16 protein-coding genes and 1 riboswitch are annotated in these 16,468 nt (G+C 73.5%); of the genes, 13 read left to right on the top strand and 3 right to left on the bottom strand.

The genetic code is table 11. From position 1 onward, the window contains the following. Positions 1 to 16: 16 nt before the first annotated feature. Complete coding sequence (locus ACFU3E_RS18555) at positions 17 to 628, bottom strand: sigma-70 family RNA polymerase sigma factor (RefSeq protein WP_384158830.1); 612 nt, start codon at positions 626 to 628, stop codon at positions 17 to 19. Positions 629 to 846: 218 nt separating this feature from the next. Continuing rightward, a complete protein-coding gene (locus tag ACFU3E_RS18550; protein ID WP_384158827.1) occupies positions 847 to 1,500 on the bottom strand; it encodes a hypothetical protein in 654 nt (217 codons plus the stop codon). 143 nt (positions 1,501 to 1,643) lie between these two features. Here ACFU3E_RS18550 and ACFU3E_RS18545 point away from each other — a divergent pair, with 143 nt between their 5' ends. The 13 genes from ACFU3E_RS18545 to ACFU3E_RS18485 all read left to right on the top strand — a co-directional run bounded on the left by ACFU3E_RS18545 (position 1,644) and on the right by ACFU3E_RS18485 (position 15,257). After that, positions 1,644 to 2,783 (top strand): winged helix DNA-binding domain-containing protein, encoded by a 1,140-nt coding sequence (locus ACFU3E_RS18545; RefSeq protein WP_384158824.1) that lies wholly within the window; start codon positions 1,644 to 1,646, stop codon positions 2,781 to 2,783. Positions 2,784 to 3,009: 226 nt separating this feature from the next. Then, a complete protein-coding gene (locus tag ACFU3E_RS18540) occupies positions 3,010 to 3,870 on the top strand; it encodes an SDR family NAD(P)-dependent oxidoreductase (RefSeq protein ID WP_384158821.1) in 861 nt (286 codons plus the stop codon). A gap of 112 nt (positions 3,871 to 3,982) precedes the next feature. Further along, positions 3,983 to 4,780 carry a VOC family protein gene (locus tag ACFU3E_RS18535; protein WP_384158818.1) on the top strand — a complete coding sequence of 266 codons (798 nt, stop codon included), beginning with the start codon at positions 3,983 to 3,985 and terminating at the stop codon, positions 4,778 to 4,780. 111 nt (positions 4,781 to 4,891) lie between these two features. Beyond that, the gene (locus tag ACFU3E_RS18530) at positions 4,892 to 5,284 is read left to right on the top strand and encodes a nuclear transport factor 2 family protein (RefSeq protein ID WP_384158815.1); all 393 of its coding nucleotides are present in this window, start codon (positions 4,892 to 4,894) and stop codon (positions 5,282 to 5,284) included. A 30-nt stretch (positions 5,285 to 5,314) separates the two neighbouring features. Then, entirely contained in the window at positions 5,315 to 5,848 is a 534-nt protein-coding gene (locus tag ACFU3E_RS18525) for a GNAT family N-acetyltransferase (RefSeq protein ID WP_384158812.1), read from the top strand. A 23-nt stretch (positions 5,849 to 5,871) separates the two neighbouring features. Then, a complete protein-coding gene (locus ACFU3E_RS18520; RefSeq protein WP_384158809.1) occupies positions 5,872 to 7,371 on the top strand; it encodes an ABC transporter substrate-binding protein in 1,500 nt (499 codons plus the stop codon). Between the two features lie 20 nt (positions 7,372 to 7,391). Beyond that, entirely contained in the window at positions 7,392 to 9,266 is a 1,875-nt protein-coding gene (locus ACFU3E_RS18515; protein ID WP_384158806.1) for an ABC transporter permease subunit, read from the top strand. Then, the gene (locus ACFU3E_RS18510; RefSeq protein ID WP_384158803.1) at positions 9,263 to 10,567 is read left to right on the top strand and encodes an MDR family MFS transporter; all 1,305 of its coding nucleotides are present in this window, start codon (positions 9,263 to 9,265) and stop codon (positions 10,565 to 10,567) included. Before ACFU3E_RS18515 ends, ACFU3E_RS18510 begins: the two co-directional genes overlap by 4 nt. Positions 10,568 to 10,811: 244 nt before the next feature. Continuing rightward, a complete protein-coding gene (locus ACFU3E_RS18505; RefSeq protein WP_384158851.1) occupies positions 10,812 to 12,239 on the top strand; it encodes a serine/threonine-protein kinase in 1,428 nt (475 codons plus the stop codon). Between the two features lie 129 nt (positions 12,240 to 12,368). Continuing rightward, positions 12,369 to 12,554: riboswitch (cobalamin riboswitch) on the top strand. Positions 12,555 to 12,583: 29 nt separating this feature from the next. Then, entirely contained in the window at positions 12,584 to 13,285 is a 702-nt protein-coding gene (locus tag ACFU3E_RS18500) for an energy-coupling factor ABC transporter permease (RefSeq protein WP_384158800.1), read from the top strand. Continuing rightward, entirely contained in the window at positions 13,282 to 13,650 is a 369-nt protein-coding gene (locus ACFU3E_RS18495; protein ID WP_384158797.1) for an energy-coupling factor ABC transporter substrate-binding protein, read from the top strand. Before ACFU3E_RS18500 ends, ACFU3E_RS18495 begins: the two co-directional genes overlap by 4 nt. 6 nt (positions 13,651 to 13,656) lie before the next feature. Continuing rightward, a complete protein-coding gene (cbiQ, locus tag ACFU3E_RS18490; RefSeq protein ID WP_384158794.1) occupies positions 13,657 to 14,406 on the top strand; it encodes a cobalt ECF transporter T component CbiQ in 750 nt (249 codons plus the stop codon). After that, complete coding sequence (locus ACFU3E_RS18485) at positions 14,403 to 15,257, top strand: energy-coupling factor ABC transporter ATP-binding protein (protein ID WP_384158791.1); 855 nt, start codon at positions 14,403 to 14,405, stop codon at positions 15,255 to 15,257. Before cbiQ ends, ACFU3E_RS18485 begins: the two co-directional genes overlap by 4 nt. Positions 15,258 to 15,317: 60 nt before the next feature. On the opposite strand, the gene ACFU3E_RS18480 is transcribed toward ACFU3E_RS18485, so the two are convergent. Continuing rightward, complete coding sequence (locus ACFU3E_RS18480) at positions 15,318 to 16,454, bottom strand: amidinotransferase (protein ID WP_384158788.1); 1,137 nt, start codon at positions 16,452 to 16,454, stop codon at positions 15,318 to 15,320. Positions 16,455 to 16,468: the final 14 nt, after the last annotated feature.

Genomic DNA, 16,468 nt, shown 5'->3' with positions numbered 1-16,468 from the left:
GGTCCGGCGGGCCGGGTCAGGCCGCGGCGAGTGCGGGGTCCGGTTCCTCCGCCGCGGCGAGCAGGGCGAGGAGCGTCGCCCGGGCGCGGGCCACGCGGGAACGGACCGTGCCGACCGGGCAGTCGCTCACCGCGGCGGCCTCCGCGTAGGGCAGTCCGAGCAACTGCGTGAGGACGAACGCCTCGCGGCGTTCGTCCGGCAGACCGGCCAGCAGCTCCCGCAGCGCCACGCCGTCGTCGAAGCCGGGCAGGCCGCGCGGCTGGGCGAGTTCGGCCGCCGGCTCCCAGTCCGGCAGGTCGGCCGGGCGGGGGCGCGCGGCGGTGTACCGGATGCTGTCGGCCACCGCGCGCCGGGCGATCGCCAGCAGCCAGGTCCGCGCCGAGGAACGGCCCTCGAACCGGTGCAGGCTGCCGAGTGCCCGCAGGAACGTGTCCTGCGCCAGATCGTCCACCGCCTGCGGGTCGGCGCACAGATGGGCGACGTACCGGATGACGTCACGGTGCAGGGCGCGCACGAAGTGGTCGACGGCCGCGGAGTCGCCGCCCCGGGCGGCCAGCGCCCAGGCGGTTATCGACTCGTCGGCCGGCGCCGATCTCCCGTGCGAAAGGGGCAGGGCAGGAGTGATCACCTGATGTCCTTCTCGGAATTCCGGGACCACGAGGACGCGAGCGGGCAGGCCGTGAGGTCTGACGTGCGCGCGTGCCGTGCGCGGTCCGGTGAGCGGGGGGGCGCGGACGGGCCCGTGCAGCGCCTCACGAGGCGTGACCGCCTGCGGGTGCGCACCAGCACGGAGTACGACCGCGGCCGGGGCGCGCAGGGGCCGCCCCGGGATACCACCGGCTGCCGTCAGGCGGCAGCGGCCCCCGCGGGTGGTCCCCGGGTGGTGATCGCGTGGACGAGAAGGAGGCGGCGCGGCGTGCGGTTCGACGACCGCCGCCGTTGGCGCACGGGCGGGGGCGGCGGTGCGGGCTGGGCGAACAGGAGCCGCAGGGGTGCGGCGAGCCGGCTGCCCACGGCGCGCAGCAGCCGGAAGACGGCCCGCTCCCCGTGGCCGAGCCACATGCCGCACAGCAGCGCGGCCACGAGGTGGGCGGCGAGCATGCCGAGGGACGAGTCGCCGCCTGGGATGTGCCCCGTGTGCGGGGACATGGAATCCATGGCGCCCGGGCCCATGTCGTGAGTCATGGATCCCATGCCGTGATGCATCGACGGCAGGTCCATGGAGTCGGCCCCGGATGCGGCAGGCGCCGGCGGCCCGAGCGAGAACGTTGAGTGCAGAGCCGTCTGGACCGCCACGGCGACGGCGATGACCGAGCCGGGTCCGCGCTCGCGGCCCGCCAGGCACCAGCCGGCCACGCCCGTTACGCCCCATCCGGCCAGCAGTGCCGGCAGGGGCACATGGTCGCCGGACATCATGACGTGCCCCAGGGCGGCGAGCACGACACAGACGGCCGCGAACACCGCGGCCCGTAACGTGCGAGTACACCACCCGACTGTCATGGCGCCTCATCCTCGCATCCGGCCCCGCCCCGACACCCATGGGTACGGACATCTCCCCCGCCGGACACTCAATCCAGGCGATGTGATCCAGGCCACTGCCGTGGAGTCGGTGCCTCCGCTGGGGCCACGGCAGAATCCCCGGCGTGGACATCACCGCGCAGGAGCTCAATCGGGCCACCCTCGGGCGCCAGTTGCTGCTGGACCGGGAGGCGATGGACGCCGGGGAGGCGGTGCGGCGTGTGGTGGCGCTGCAGGCGCAGCACGCCGCCTCTCCGTACGTGGCGCTGTGGAACCGGCTGGCCGGGTTCGTGCCGGCCGATCTGGACGCCGCGTTCGCGGGGCGCACGGTGGTCAAGGCGACCCTGATGCGGATCACACTGCACGCGGTCCACGCGGACGACTACCAGCCGTTCCGCGAGGCGATGCAGCAGACGCTGTACGCCTCACGGCTCGGATACCGCTTCGCCGCGGCGGGGCTCACGCCGGCCGACGGCGAGGCACTCGTCCCCGAGTTGCTGGACTTCGCGGACCGGCCCCGGACGGCCGCCGAGGTGCAGGACTGGCTGGAGGAACGGGTCGGCGCGGAGAAGAAGGCAGGGGCGTGGTGGGGGCTCAAGGCGTACGCGCCGCTGCTCCATGTCCCGACCGGCGGGCCGTGGTCGTTCGGCCCCCGGTCGTCGTTCGTCTCGGCGCGGACCGGTCCCGTACCCGAAGGCCGGGAGACGGTGGCACAGGCGTTGCGGCATCTCGTCCTGCGCTACCTGGCGGGCTTCGGGCCCGCTTCGGTGGCGGACGTCGCGCAGTTCGCCATGGTGCCGCGGGCGCCGGTACGCCGCGCGCTGCTCGCCCTCGGCGACACGGTGGAGCAGCTCCGGGGACCCGACGGGACCCTCCTGTACGACGTACCGGGCGCCTCGCGCCCGCCGGCGGGCACGCCGGCGCCGCCCCGGCTCATGGCCATGTGGGACAGCGTTCTGCTGGCCCACGCCGACCGCAGCCGCGTGATTCCCCCGGCGTACCGCCGTCTGGTGATCCGGGTGAACGGCGACGTGCTGCCCACGCTGCTGGTGGACGGCCGGGTCGCCGGTGTGTGGCGCGCGCTCGACGGCGGTGTCGAGGCCACGGCGTTCCACGACCTGCCGGCCGCCGTGTGGGACGGACTCGCCGCGGAGGCCGCGTCGTTGACGGCGCTGCTGGCCGGCCGCGACGGCGAGGTCTACCGCCGCTACCACCACTGGTGGCCGAAGCTCCCCGCCGGTCAGGTGCGCCTGCTCAGGGGCTGAACCCGTGCGGCGCCGCACGCGGGTGACGTCGCGTCAGTGGTGGGTGTGGACCACGGCGTGGCCCCTGCCGCGGCCGATCATCCACTCGCGAGCCCGATCGCCAGAACCATGGTGGGCACATTGCCCCACTCCAGTGCCGTGCCGATCACCGTGCCGAGGATCTCGCCCGCCCGGCGACGAGCGCTGCCCGACGGCCGTTCGGATGATCGACCTAGAGTGGGTCGCCATGACGACACAGCCGACTCCGCCGACAGAACCGACCCCGTCGACCCCGCAGACTCGACCGACCGGGGCGACTGCGCCGCCCCGGTCGGCGCAGGACTACCTCTCCGAGCTGTTCTCCCTGGAGGGCCGGGTCGCGGTGGTCACCGGTGGCAGTTCCGGCATCGGGCGCGCCATCGCCGGGGCCCTCGCCCGCGCCGGGGCGAGCGTGGTGGTCGTGGCCCGCGGCGAGGCAGGGCTGGCCTCGACGGTCGGTGAGCTGACGGCCCGGGGCTGCGACGCCGCGTGGGTCGGCGCGGATCTGAGCACCCGCGAGGGCGTGCGGACCGCCGCCGAGCGGGCGGTCGAGGCGTTCGGGGAGCCCGACATCCTCGTCAACAGCGCCGGGATCAACCTGCGTCCGCCGATGGACGAGCTCGGCGAGGACGTCTGGGACGCCACGATGGCCGTCAACCTGGAGGCGCCGTTCCTGCTGGGGCAGCGCTTCGGCCCCGGCATGGCGGAGCGCGGACACGGGCGGATCATCCACATCAGCTCGCAGCAGGCGCATCGCGCGTTCGTCCAGAGCGGCGCCTACGGGGCCTCCAAGGGCGGACTGGAGGCGCTGGCGCGCTCCCAGGCCGAGGCGTGGTCGCCGCGCGGCGTCACCTGCAACCTCCTCGTGCCGGGCTTCGTCATGACACCGCTCAACGCGCGGCTGTCGTCGGACCCGGAGAAAGTGGCCGCCCTCGCCGCCCGCACGATGATCGGGCGGAACGGTCTCGCCGAGGACCTCGCGGGCGCGGCGGTCTTCCTGGCGAGCGCGGCGTCGGCCTACGTCACCGGGCAGTCGCTCTTCGTCGACGGCGGGCTGTCCGTCCACTGACGCCGTCCCCCGCATCCTCCGGGCGTCCCCCGAACGGGGAGCGGCCGACGGGCGATGGTCAGCGCTCGGTGTCACGCTGGGCACACAGAACCCGCGGAAGGGAAGCATCGCCATGATCACGACGGAGTACGTCCCCGGTTCTCCCTGCTGGCTCGACCTGGGCGCTCCGGACGTCCGGGCCGCCGCCGCCTTCTACGGTGCCGTCCTCGGGTGGGACTACGAGGCCATGGGCGAGAGCGAGGACTTCGAGGGCGGGATGTTCAAGAAGGACGGCAAGATCGTCGCCGGGCTGGGCAAGCTCACCGAGGAGGGCGCACGCCCGGCCTGGATGCTCTACTACAGCGTCACCGACGCGGACGCCACGACGCAGGCCGTGCAGCAGGCGGGCGGCACCGTGCGGGTCGCGCCGATGGACCTCGACGACTGGGGCCGGATGGCGCAGTACAGCGACCCGCTGGGCGGTCAGTTCGCCGTCTGGCAGCCGGGGACGAACAAGGGCCTGGAGTTGGTGGACCAGCCCGGCTCGCTGTCGTGGACCGAGTTGCTCACGTCCGACGCCGCGGGTGCGCGGGAGTTCTACGGCACCCTCTTCGGCTGGCGGTTCAGCGACATGCCGCTGCCGGGCGACGCGGGCACGTACACCCTGATCACCCCCTCCGGGCTCTCCGAGGACCGGATGCACGGCGGGCTCATGCAGCTCCGCAAGGAGGACCTCACCCTGACGGGTGGGCGGCCGTACTGGCACCCCGTCTTCGCCGTCGACGACTGCGACGCGGCGGTGGCCGAGGTCACCGCGAGCGGCGGCAGCGTGCAGATGGGGCCGGAGGACGTGGAGGGCGTCGGCCGGCTGGCCGTCTGTCTCGACCCGGCGAACGCGGACTTCGTGGTGCTCGCCCCGTCCGAGAGCTGAGCCGGGCTGTTCCGGCCGGGTTCCGGGTTCCGGGTTCCGGGTTCCGGGTTCCGGTCTTCCCCGCCGGCCGCCCTCCCCACATCACCGCCTTGAGACGACTACCGTCGCGGTATGAGCGAAAAGCCCGATTCGGCAGATGAACTGCAGCTCGCCCGACTGGCGAAGGGCTGGGCCGAGGCGATCGTCTCCAACGATCCTGCGCGGATCGCCGGCTTCATGGCGGACGAGTGGGTCATCGTCTCCGATTCGGGGATCGACCCGAAGGAGAAGTTCCTCTCCCTCGTCGAGTCCGGCGCGCTCACCCACTCGGCGATGGATCTCGGGCCCGGCCCCCGGGTCCGCGTCTACGGCGACACCGCGCTGGTGACCGGCCGGGTGACGAACACCGCCCACTACCAGGGGGAGCGCCACGACGCCGACGAGTGGACGACGGATGTGTTCGTGCGGCGGCAGGGCCGCTGGCTGTGCGTGCTGAGCCACATCACACCGGCGGCCCCCGACTGACCCCGAGCACCTCTTGCATATGATGTGCAAATGCGTGAGTACAGCATCAGGGAAGCCGCGGCGGCCGACATCGACGGGGCCCGGGCGGTGATGCTCGACGCCGTGTACCGCGACTTCGGCACCGGTTACGTGCCGCGCTGGCACGCGGACATCATCGATCCGGTGTCGTTCTACGTCACGCCGCCCCGGCACACCCTCCTGGTCGCCGTGGACGAGCGGGACGGGACCGTGGCGGCCACGGCAGCTCTGGACGCGCGCGGCCCGGCACACCCGCCGAACCCGCGGTGGCTGGCCGAACGGTTCCCCTCGGGCGAGACGGCACAACTCCGCCGGGTGTACGTGCACCCCGAGCACAGGCGGCGCGGGCTGGCCCGGCAACTGGTGGACGGCCTGCTGGAGTTCGCCCGGGCCGACGGCGGATACCGGTCCGTGTACCTGCACACGTACCCGCACTCCCCCGGCGCGCTGGGCCTGTGGAAGACACTGGGCAAGGCGGTGTGCGACGAGCGGGAGGAGCTGCCCGGCGGCAGCGGGGTGGTGCACTTCGAGATACCGTTCTCTTAACGAAAATGGTATTCATATACGCTATGAGAACCTCCCGCCGGCTCATAGCCGGGCTGTTCGTGCTGCCCTTGCTCTCCGGTTGCTTCGCGTCCTCCGGTGACGACTCATCGGCCTCCTCCGGCGCCGCCGGAGGCGCACGCCTGCGCGTCGCCCTGCCCTTCGCCCCGACCGAGAACTACTCCCCGTACGGCCAGGACGCGATGCTCCTGTCCCGGCTCGGTGTCAGCGAGGGGCTGACCAAGCTGGACGCCAACGGCACGGCGGTCCCCGCGCTGGCCGAGTCGTGGAGCAGTGAGAACGGCGGCAAGAGCTGGCTGTTCACCCTGCGGGACGCGAGCTTCCAGGACGGCGAGGCCGTCACCGCCGAGGCCGTCGCCGCCGCACTCACCGCCGCCGGGAAGGCCGACCCGGCACCGTCCGCGATCTCCGGTGTGCAGCTGACCGCCACGGCCGAGGACGACAAGCGGGTCCGGGTCAGTACCGCCGAGGCCGACCCCGTACTGCCGCTGCGGCTGTCGAACCCGTCCCTCGCGGTGTTCGCGCCGAAGGCGTACGAACACAAGGGCGCGGTGAACGTCGTCGGCACCGCCACCGGCCCCTTCGCGCTCACCAGGACCGAGGGTGACACCGCGGCCACGCTGGACCGTTTCGACGACTACTGGGGCGGCCGGGCCCAGGCCTCGGGCGTCACCGCCAGGTTCGTCTCCGACGGCACCGCCCGCGCCAACGCCCTGCGCACCGGCGACGTCGACATCGCCGAGTCCCTTCCCGTCGCCCAGGTCGCCTCCCTGGACAAGGACGAGGTCCACGAGGTCAACACCGCCCGCAACACCAGCCTTTACCTCAACACCAAGTCCGGCGCCTTCACCGACGCGGGGCTGCGGGCGGCCGCACGTGAGGCGATCGACACCTCGGTCATCGCCAAGGGCGCGTACGAGGGGTACGCCGTGCCCGCGCAGGGCCTGTTCGGCCCGGCCCTGACCTGGGCGGCCGGCAAGCGCGTCGAACCGGCCGGGCGGGCACGGGCGACCGGCCCCGACGGCACGAGCATCACCCTCGCCACCTACAGCGACCGGCCCGAGCTGCCGGAGACCGCCCAGGTACTCCAGCAGCAGCTGCAGAAGGCGGGGTTCAAGGTGAAGCTGGAGGTGCGCACCTACACGCGTCTCGAAGGCGACCTGCTGGGCGGCAAGTTCGACGCCGCGGTGTTCTCCCGCAACATGATGCTGGACACCGGCGACCCGGTCACCGTCCTCGCGAGCGACTACACCTGCGACGGCTCCAACAACCTGTCGTTCCTGTGCGACGAGAACGTCGACAAGCTGGTCGCCGCCGCCCAGGCCGAGTCCGACACCGCCGAGCGGCAGGACGCCGCCATGAAGGCGGAGGCGGCCGTCCTCGGCACCGACTCGGTGATCCCGCTGGTGCATCTGAAGCTCGTCGCGGGCATCGCGACGTCCGTGCAGGGCGCGCTGCCCGATCCGTACGAGCGCACCCTCATAGGTACGGGGACCCGACGCTGAACCGCACGCTCACCCTCCCGATGAAAGGTGCCGCCGCTCTGCGCGCACTCGCGCGCGGCAGCGTCCCGGCGCTGCTGTGGCGGACCGTACTCATGGCCGCCCTGGTGTGCGGAATCGGCCTGCTGCCGTGGCTGTCGCACACCGACCCCGCGCTGACCGTGCTCCGGGCGCGGTCCGCGGACCGCGACCCCACTCCGGAGACCCTGCGCGCCATCCGGGAGCAACTGGGCCTCGACGAGGGCCCGCTGATGCTGCTCGGCCGCTGGCTGGGCGGGCTGCTGCGCGGGGACGCCGGCACGTCCTGGGTGTCCGGTACCCAGGTGCTGCCGGGCGTCGTGCAGGCGCTCGGCGTGTCGCTGCTGCTGGTGTCCGGGGCCCTGGTGGTCGCCGCGGGCACGGCGGCCGCCGTCTGCGCCCGTACGCTCCGGCTGGGCATGCGGGGACGGCTCGCCGGCCGCCGTCCCGGCGGGACGGTGACGGCCGTGCTGGCCGCGCTGCCCGAGTTCCTCGCCGCCTCCGTACTGGCCTCGGTGATCGGTGTACAGCTGGGATGGCTGCCCGCCCTGGGCTGGTACGGGCCGCAGTGGATGGTGCTGCCCTCGCTCGCCCTCGGCCTGACCGCCGGGGCGGTCCTCGGGCGGATGCTCGACGACCTGCTGCCCGGCGCGTTCGCCGAGCCCTGGGCCCTGGCGGCCGCGGCACGCGGTGTCCCGCCGAAGTCGGTGGCCCGGCAGGCAGTGCGCCGCTGCGTGCCGGGACTGCTGCCGAACCTGGCGCTGTTCGTGGTCGGACTGACCGGCGGATCGGTCGCCGTCGAGCAGATCTTCGACATCCCGGGTCTCGGCCGGCTCACCCTGAACGCCGCACTCGCCCAGGACCTGCCCGCCCTGCAGACCGGCACCCTCGCCCTCGTCCTGCTCGCGGCCACCGCCGGCGTTCTCGCCCGGCTCGCCGCGCGGCTGCTGATCGGTCCGGCGCTGCGCGACGGCGCCCTGCAGTCCCTGCATCGGCCCCGGCCGCCCGCGCCCCGCGCACTCCCCCTGCTCTACGGGGGACTGCTGGCCGCCGTCATCGGGTTCGGGCTGCCCCGCGATCCGCTCGCCCTGGACACGCTCGCCCGGCTGCAAGCCCCCTCCGGGCAGCACCCCTTCGGCACGGACGCGCTCGGCCGCGACGTCCTCGCCCGGATCTCCCACGGCGCGGTGACCACCCTCGGCACCGCCCTCGCGGTGAGCGCCGCCGCCCTCGTCACCGGGCTGCTGCTGGGGCTGCTGCCGAGGCTGTCCGGACCGCTGGTCGACACCCTCAGTGCCGTACCGCCCGTACTGGCCGGTCTCCTCGTCACCGGCATCATGGGCAGCGGCCCCTGGACGCCCGCGTGCGCCGTGGCCGTCGTCGCCTGGTCCCCGCTGGCCGCGCACACCTCCTCCCTGCTGCGGCAGGAGCGCGCGACGACCCATCTGACGGCCACCCGGGCGCTGGGCGCCGGCCGCTGGTACCTGCTCCGGCACGAACTGCTGCCCGCGGTTCTGCCCCCGGTCACCCGGCACGCCCTGCTCCGGCTCCCGGGCATCGCCCTGAGCCTCGCCGCGCTCGGATTCCTCGGCCTCGGCGCCCAGCCGCCGTCCCCCGAGTGGGGCCTGCTGCTCGCCGAGAACCAGCCCTACGCCGAGCGCGCCCCGTGGGCCGTGCTCTTCCCCGCCGCCGTGCTCGCCCTGCTCGGAGCATTCGCGGTGACGGCCGCGGGCGGCCTACGACTGCCGCGGCGGCGTACACGGATCGCCGGCCCGGCCGAACCGCCCGAGGATCCGGTCGTGCCGGCCCCGCGGCGGCAACCGGTCCGCCCCGACGCCCTCCTGACTCCCGTGTCCGCCGCACAGACAGAAGAACGATGACCGACCTCGTCTCCCGGCTGCTGGCCCGCAAGGCCGCCCGGACCTCCGACGCCGGGACACCGAAGTCCCCGCGTGAGAGCACCTGGCGCCTCGGCAAGGAGCTCTCGCCGCTGCTGCGGCTGCTGATCCTCACCCAGCTCGCCTTCAACATCGGCTTCTTCGCCGTTCTGCCGTTCCTCGCCGAGCACCTCGGCACCGCGATCGGCATGGCGGGCTGGCTGGTCGGGCTCGTGCTGGGGCTGCGCACCTTCAGCCAGCAGGGGCTGTTCGTGGTCGGCGGCTGGCTGGTCGACCGGTGCGGGGTGCGGCCGGTCGTGCTGGCCGGCTGTGCGCTGCGGATCGCCGGGTTCGTGTGGCTCGGGTACGCGGAGGCGAGCTGGGCCGTGATCGGGGCGGTGCTGGTGATCGGATTCGCCGCCGCGCTGTTCTCTCCCGCCGTGGAGTCCGAGGTGGCCCGTCAGTCGGTGGTCTGGGAGGAGACCGGGCACGGCCCGCGCACCCGTGTCCTCGCGCTGTTCAGCGTGGCGGGCCAGGCCGGGGCGTTCGTCGGGCCGCTGCTCGGCGCGCTGCTGCTCGCCGTGGACTTCCGCACCGTGTGCCTCGCCGGTGCCGCGGTCTTCGTGCTCGTCCTCGCCGGGCACCTGTGGCTGATGCCGCAGCACATCCCCGGCCGGATCCGCGTCCGGGAGCGGGGCGGGGCCCGCGTCCTGCTGCGCAACCGCCGCTTCCTCGCGCTGTGCTGCGCCTACGGCACCTACCTGCTCGCCTACAACCAGCTGTACCTGGCCCTGCCGGACGAGGTGCAGCGCGCGGCGGGCTCCCAGGCGCCGTTGTCCTGGCTCTTCGCGCTGTCCTCGGTGCTGGTGGTGACCACCCAGCTGCCGGTGACCCGCTGGGCCGGCGACCGGCTCGATCTGCGCCGCTCCATGACCGCGGGGCTGCTGCTGATCGCGTCCGGTTTCACGGTGGTGGCCGCGGCACGCCCGGCCGGCTGGACGGGCGCCGCCGGACTGCTGCCCGCCGCCGGCTTCGTGATCTTGCTCACCGTGGGGCAGATGCTGGTCGTGCCCGCCGCCCGCGCCTGGGTGCCCGACCTCGCCGAGGAGGGCAGGCTCGGGCTCTACATGGGTGCGCTGTCGTCGGTCTCCGGGCTGATCGTCCTGGCCGGCAGCGCGGCCGCCGGATTCCTGCTGGACCTGGGCCTGCCGGCCGCCGTGCCGTGGCTGGTCCTCGCGGCCGTACCGGCCCTGGCGGTGGCGGTGCTGCCGCGCCGTGAGAAGGGGTCGGACCCGGCGGCCTGAAACGCGCGCCGGCGTCTCGCGGCAACCGGACGCGCGGGAGTCACCCCGGCGGGCGACCACTCACTCCGGGATGTCCGAACTCGGGGTTCTCCGACACCGCACCCTCCGAGGACACCGCTGCGGAGATCGGTGGTCACGCCGCGCCAGTATCCTGGGTCGGCTGCGGCACCCCACCAATCCCCGTGCATGAACGGGGAGTTCGGCCTGCGGCGACGACCTTCCCATACGCATGAGACGAGGACGAGTGCTGCTAGCGGGCCGCTACCGGCTGGATGTTGAGATCGGGCGCGGTGGAATGGGAGAGGTCTGGCGCGCGTACGACGAGACGCTCGCCAGAGCGGTGGCCGTCAAGCTGCTGCTCCCCCAGGACACCGATGCCACGGCAACCTCCCGGTTCCGTCTGGAGGCGCAGACCGCCGGGCGTCTCAACCACCCCAACGTGGTCGGTGTCCTGGACTTCGGCGAGTACGACAACCGGCTGTACCTGGTGATGGAGCTGGTCGAGGGCGACAGTCTCGCCGGGGTGCTGACCGGCTCCGGCGCGCTGCCCGCCGAGCGGGTGGCCCGGCTCGCCGCGCAGGCGTCCGCGGGGCTCGCCGCCGCACACGGACAGGGCATCGTGCACCGGGACGTCAAACCCGCCAACCTGCTGCTGGACGCCCACGGCACGCTGAAGATCGGCGACTTCGGCATCGCGCGGTTCCTCGACGACCCCGGCGCCGCGCTCACCGCCACCGGCCAGATCGTCGGCACCGGCCTCTACCTCGCGCCCGAGCGTGCCCTGGGCAAGCAGGCCGGGCCCGCCTCCGACATGTACTCCCTGGGCTGCGTGCTCTACCAGCTCCTCAGCGGACGCCCGCCGTTCGAGGCCGACACCGCCGTCGCCCTCCTCCACCAGCACCTCGACTCGACGCCCGTGCCGCCTCGCGAGCTCGGTGTCGCCGGACTTCCGCCCGCGTTCGAGAACTACCTCCTGGGTCTGCTCGCCAAGCAGCCCGAGGACCGGCCCACCGCCCAGCAGGCCGCCGAGTGGTTCGCCGGGGGCGCCTGGCGGGGCCTGCCCGAGCCGCTGCCGGAGGCCTCGGCGCCGCTGCGGCCGACGGCCACGTCCGCGGCGCTGCACGCCGCGCCGGGCCCGTACGCGGCCGCCGATACCAGCAGCCCGACCACGTACGCGCTGCCCGCCACCCCGGGGCATCGCAGCGCGGCCCGGGCAGCACAGGCGGGGCGTTCGGGTCGCTCCCGCGGGCGGGGCGGCGTCCGCAACCGGTCGAGACTGACCGCGACGGCCGCCGCCGCGGCACTCTTCCTCGCCGCGATGCTCATCGGCATGCGCTGGTTCTCGCCCGGCACGACCGCGGAGGGCACGGAACCCGACGCCTCCCCCTCCGCGAGCAGCCCCGCCGCCACACCGTCGGCCGACTCCCCCTCGCCCCTGTCCTCCGACCCGGCGGCCGGCCCCGCGGCCGCCACCACTCCGAGCACCGGCACCGTGGCCGATGTCACTCCGTCCACGCCCGCCTCCCCGGCTCCTCCCGCGCCTGGGCCGAGCACCGCGACTCCGGCACCGGAAGAGGCGGCCGGCGGGCCGGAGCAGCCGAAGTCCGAAAGGCCGCACGAGGCCGGGGACGACGGGGAGAGCGACGACGGAGACGACGGGGGCGAGGACTGACGCGACCCGGACACCGCACGACGGCGCCCTGCCGCACCGCGCGTGGATCAGCCGGGGGATGCGCCGGTGTGCGAGCGGGCGCCCCCTCGCGCGCCCCTTGGGCGGCTTGTCATCGCCCTTACCCCGGCCTTATTGTCACCAGGCCTTGGTGAACGGGAAATCCGGTGTGATGCCGGTGCGGCCCTCGCCACTGTGAATCGGGAAGTCCGGCTCCGGCCCTCACGGGCAGCCACTGGGTCCTTGCGACCCGGGAAGGCGGAGTCCGGGCGGTGGTACCCGTCAGCCAGGAGACCGGCCAAGGCGCGTCAACCATCCACGAGGTGCTGGAGAGGGTCTGCTGAGCCATGCACATTGCCGAGGGTTTCCTTCCTCCGGCGCACGCGGTCGCCTGGGGCGTCGCGTCGGCGCCGTTCGTCGTCCACGGGGTCCGGTCGCTCACCCGTGAAGTGCGCGAGCACCCGGAGAGCACTCTGCTCCTCGGTGCCTCCGGCGCCTTCACGTTCGTCCTGTCCGCCCTGAAACTGCCGTCCGTCACCGGCAGTTGCTCGCACCCCACCGGAACGGGCCTCGGAGCCATCCTGTTCCGGCCGCCCGTCATGGCGGTACTGGGCACCATCACGCTGCTCTTCCAGGCGCTGCTGCTCGCGCACGGCGGTCTGACCACGCTCGGTGCCAACGTCTTCTCGATGGCGATCGTCGGCCCCTGGGCCGGATACGCCGTCTACACACTGCTGCGGCGCTACGACGCGCCGCTGATGGCCGCGGTGTTCTGCGGCGCGTTCGTCGCCGACCTGTCCACCTACTGCGTCACCAGCGTGCAGCTGGCGCTCGCGTTCCCCGACCCGGGCAGCGGATTCCTGGGCGCGCTCGGCAAGTTCGGTTCCATCTTCGCCATCACCCAGATCCCGCTCGCGGTGAGCGAGGGCCTGCTGACCGTGCTCGTGATGCGGCTGCTGGTGCAGTCCAGCAAGGGCGAACTGACCCGGCTGGGCGTGCTCCTCGCCAAGAAGCAGTCCCGGACCGAGACCGAGGCGGTGGCCCGATGAGCAGGAACACGAAGATCAACCTGGTGCTGCTGCTCGTCGTGGCCGCGCTTGCCGTGCTGCCGCTCGCGCTCGGTCTCGGCGATCACAAGAAGGAGCCGTTCACGGGCGCCGACGCCGAGGCCGAGACGGCGATCACCGAGATCGAGCCCGACTACGAGCCGTGGTTCTCACCGCTGTACGAGCCGCCGTCCGGCGAGATCGAGTCGGCGCTGTTCGCCCTCCAGGCGGCCCTCGGCGCCGGTGTCCTCGCCTACTACTTCGGCCTGCACCGGGGGCGGCGGCAGGGCGAGCAGCGGGCGCTGGAGCGGGAGGCCGGGAACGAGCTCACCGGTGGCGCCGGGAAGTCCCCCGCCGAACGGGGCTGATCCCGCGTGCTGCCGATCGACGCGGCGGCGCACAGCAGTCGCTGGCGCCGCCGCCATCCCGTGGACAAGGCCGTGCTCGGGCTCGGCCTCACCGTGCTCGCGATCTCCCTGCCGCCCTGGCCGGGCGCGGCCCTGGTGCTCCTGACGGCCCTGGTCGTGTTGCTGGGGCCGGCCGGTGTGCCCGGGCGGCGGCTGTGGCGGGCCTACCGGGTGCCGCTGGGCTTCTGCGTGACCGGCGCGGTCACGCTGCTCGTCCAGGTGGGCGGGCCTGGGGGTTTCGTCTCCCTCGCCGGTGACGGGCCGGTCCGGGCCGGAGCGTTGCTGCTGCGCACCTCGGCGGCTTCCCTGGGCGTGCTGCTGTTCGCCTTCACCACGCCCATGTCCGACCTGCTGCCCCGCCTGGTCCGGGCCGGGATCCCGGCGCCGGTCGTCGACGTCGCGCTCGTGACGTACCGGATGAGCTTCCTGCTGCTGGACTCCGTACGCCGCATCCGGGAAGCCCAGGCGGCCCGGCTCGGGCACACCAGCCGCGCCGCGGAGTGGCGTTCCCTGGCCGGACTCGGCGCCACCGCGTTCGTCCGGGCCTTCGACCGGGCCGCCCGGCTCCAGGCCGGACTCGCCGGGCGCGGCTACGACGGCACCCTGCGCGTCCTGGTGTCCGAGGCCCGGGTCTCCGTCCGCTTCACGGCCGCCAGTTGCCTGCTGCTCGTGGTGCTGGCCGCCCTCACCTTCGTACTGGAAAGGCCGCTGACATGAGCGAGCCCGCCCTCGTCGCCCTGCGGGGCGCGTCCTTCGCCTACGAGGACGGCCCGGCCGTGCTCAGCGGCCTCGACTTCGAGATCCGCGAGGGGCGCGCGCTCGCGCTGCTCGGCCGCAACGGCAGCGGCAAGACCACGCTGATGCGGCTGCTCTCCGGCGGGCTGAAGCCGCACGAGGGCCGGCTGACGGTCGAGGGGCAGCCGGTGTCGTACGACCGCAAGGGGCTGACCCGGCTGCGGACGACCGTGCAGCTGGTGGTGCAGGACCCGGACGACCAGTTGTTCGCGGCGTCCGTCGAGCAGGACGTGTCGTTCGGGCCGCTGAACCTCGGCCTGGACGACACACAGGTGCGGACGCGGGTGGCGGAGGCGCTCGCCGCCCTGGACATCACCGCCCTGGCCGACCGGCCCACCCATCTGCTCTCCTACGGGCAGCGCAAGCGCACGGCCATCGCGGGCGCGGTCGCCATGCGGCCCCGCGTCCTCGTGCTCGACGAGCCGACGGCCGGACTCGACCCCGACGGCCAGGAGCGGCTGCTCACCACGCTCGACGGCCTCCGTGGCACCGGAACCACGGTGGTGATGGCGACCCACGACGTCGATCTCGCCCTGCGCTGGGCCGACGACGCGGCGCTCCTCACCCCGTCCGGTGTCCGCACCGGGCCCGCGGCCACGGCACTGGCCCGCACCGACCTCCTCCACGAGGCCGGGCTGCGGCTGCCGTGGGGTGCCGCGGCGGCGGAACTCCTGCGCGCGCAGGGATTGTTGTCCGGCATGGAGCCGGGGCCGCGCACCCCGGACGAGCTGGCCGCCCTCACGGCAGCGCGGCTGGGGGCGTCCGGAGGGTGAGGGGCACCCCCGCGGCCGTGTCGCCCCCGGCCCCCGCCTCCGGCCGTCGGAGCAGCTCGGTCAGTCGAAGTAGGACTGGAGTGAGCCGCGGCGTCGGACGTCGAGGGTCGCGCAGTGGAACGAACCGCCGAAGGGGGCGTAGTGCAGCAGGTCGCACGGGATCGGCTCGAAGCCCCATTTCTCCAGCGCGCGCAGCATCCCGGTGTGGTGCCGCTCGGCGATCACCCGCTTCTCGTCGAGCATGAGCACGTTCATGCTGAGCCACTTGCCGCACATCGACGTGAGTTTGAGCAGCCGCTCGTCGATCGGGTCGGGCTCGGGAGCAACGAGGACGTCCCAGGAACCGAGGACGTCCGGCAGGCGGTCCGGGTCGACGTACTCGGGGTTGATCAGCACCTTCCCGGGCGCGAGCAGGACGAACGTCGTGTCGATGTGCATGGGTGTGCGGCAGCGGCTCTCGATCTCGTGGATGCGGTACTCCGGGCCGAGGTGGCGGAGCAGCCAGTCGATGCCCATCGCGTTCGTGACGTTGCTGCGGGTGACGAACAGGTCCCGTCCCGCGCGGACGAAGTCCGCGGCGTCGAAGACGGGCTCGAACTCGGTGAGGATGTACCGCATGGGCTCGCCCGGCCCGGGGACGCGGAAGTCCGGGTCGAAGAGCTCGTCGGTGAGCTGCGGCTTGGGTGCCGCCGTCCAGCGCGCGCCACGCCGGAAGTAGTCCTTGAGGAGCGGGCGATAGGAGTGCGTCTCGAAGTACCGGCACGGCCATGCCATCGGCGTCTCGATGATCTCGTCGCCGATCACGAGCATGCTGTCGCGCGGGCAGGTGTTGCAGAAGCCGCGCGAGGTCCAGTCGGGGGTGCCGAAGCGGCGCCGGTGGTCGACCGCCTCCGGCCGCCTGACCGTGACGCCGAAGGACTCCAGCAGGGCGACGAAGGCGTCGATCTCCTGCTGAGCGTGCTCGACGAGCAGCCGCGGATACCGGAAACCGGCCGCGAGCCCCTGCAACCGCCCTGCCCACGGCGGCACGTTGCAGGTCACCACCGCGTGGTCGGAGGGGATCGTCGCGCCCTCCAGGCGCCCGACGATGATCTCCTCCAGCGGATCCCACTCGGTGTGCGAACCGACCGGCGACACGAGCCGCTCCGCGTCCTCACCGGCCGCGGGAGGTACCCCGGGGTTCTGCAGGAGGGTCATGCTCACCACCTCTT

It is taken from the genome of Streptomyces sp. NPDC057424 (assembly GCF_042803315.1).
Classification (GTDB): domain Bacteria; phylum Actinomycetota; class Actinomycetes; order Streptomycetales; family Streptomycetaceae; genus Streptomyces.
The sequence above is the reverse complement of the archived record's forward strand: the minus strand, read 5'-3'. Positions and strand labels throughout refer to the sequence as shown.